Origin of the sequence: Kitasatospora sp. NPDC056446 (genome assembly GCF_042796115.1) — a bacterium.
Taxonomy (GTDB): Bacteria; Actinomycetota; Actinomycetes; order Streptomycetales; family Streptomycetaceae; genus Kitasatospora.
Map to the genome: position 1 here is coordinate 1 of NZ_JBHTRF010000237.1, position 1,229 is coordinate 1,229.

The following is a 1,229-nucleotide window of genomic DNA, read 5'->3' on the forward strand; positions in this document are numbered from 1 at the left end:
GCTACAAGTGAGAGTGCGGTCAAGCGTATTCGGTGCCGCGCACTCTACGGCATGGAAAGCTATTCGGACGTTCTGGCAATTGCAGAGACTGAGGCCGAGTGCCAAGTGCCAAATGCGCAACTCCTAATTCTTGGGGCATTGGCAGCGGAGGAACTTGATCAGACTGATGTAGCAGACAGACTCGCCAATCTCGCTCTCTCTTCAGCAACAGATGCCACGCTCGCAGAGTCTGTCGGCGGCTGCGTTCGGCTTCGCGCCAAACGCGGAGGCGCGGAAATTACGGATCTCGAGGCATTCGCGAAGGATCATCTTGGCGACAGGCTAGACAAAATAGCGGTGGCACTTGCCGATTCAGCAGCAGCGCTGGGTGATCCACATCGCGCCGCTCATTGGTTTGGAGTCGCACGATCCACTCGCCCGTACTTGGCGCTCGGCGTTCAGATCAACGAGCTTGCCAACGCTCTAGTAATTGCAACGGACAACTCCGATCACAGGGAAATATCCCGGATCATTTCTCTCCTACAGCAACACCTTGACTCCGTCAAAGCTCCGGAAAATTCATCCCTCCAGAGGGTTATCCTGACCAATCTCGGCGCAGCATATCGTGCCGCTGGACGATTTGCCGATTCCGCGAGCTCGTGGGATGAGGCGCTTGCAACTAAGAGCGGGCAACGTGACATCTGGATCCACCGATGCCTTCTCTGCGAACATGACAGTAGCATTCAGCCTCCGGATGAAGGCGCTGCGTCCGATCATGCCATCGATGCGATTGCGAAGCTCGCCTATGCATCTTCACTCACTTCGGCAAATCGGTTGTCCGAGGCAAGCACCATCGTGCAGCAGGTGCTTTCTGGCCCCCGCGTCACACCCGTAGAGAGTTCGATTGCACATGTAGAGCGGTTGCGAATTCGTTTACGAACCGACGATCTGCAGAGCGTCATTAGTGACGGCATTGGGCATGTCAGTGACCACGGCGAATCCATGCCGCTTCTCGGATGGCTGGCGACGCAGCATAGACGCGCCTCCGATGCTAACAAGCGCGAGATTGACCGCATTCTTCAGCAGATAGATCCGACGGGCATGACTTCCGAAGCAGTGCTCGGAATCGCGACGCCCTTAGCGATGAGCGGAGCCGGCATGTCACTCGGCCGTTGGATCCCTCGCCTTAAGGAGATTGCGTTCGCAGGCTCGGGAGAGCTGATCAACGAGCATGCCGCGATGGTCTTGGC

Annotated in this window: 1 protein-coding gene; it reads left to right on the plus strand. The window is 57.0% G+C overall.

Annotation, left to right across the window (positions count from 1 at the left end; genetic code table 11):
- Window positions 1–51 precede the first annotated feature (51 nt).
- Window positions 52–1,229, plus strand: a 1,178-nt coding sequence (locus ACFQ6N_RS40955; protein WP_380659214.1) for a hypothetical protein, incomplete at its 3' end; no start/stop codon positions are given.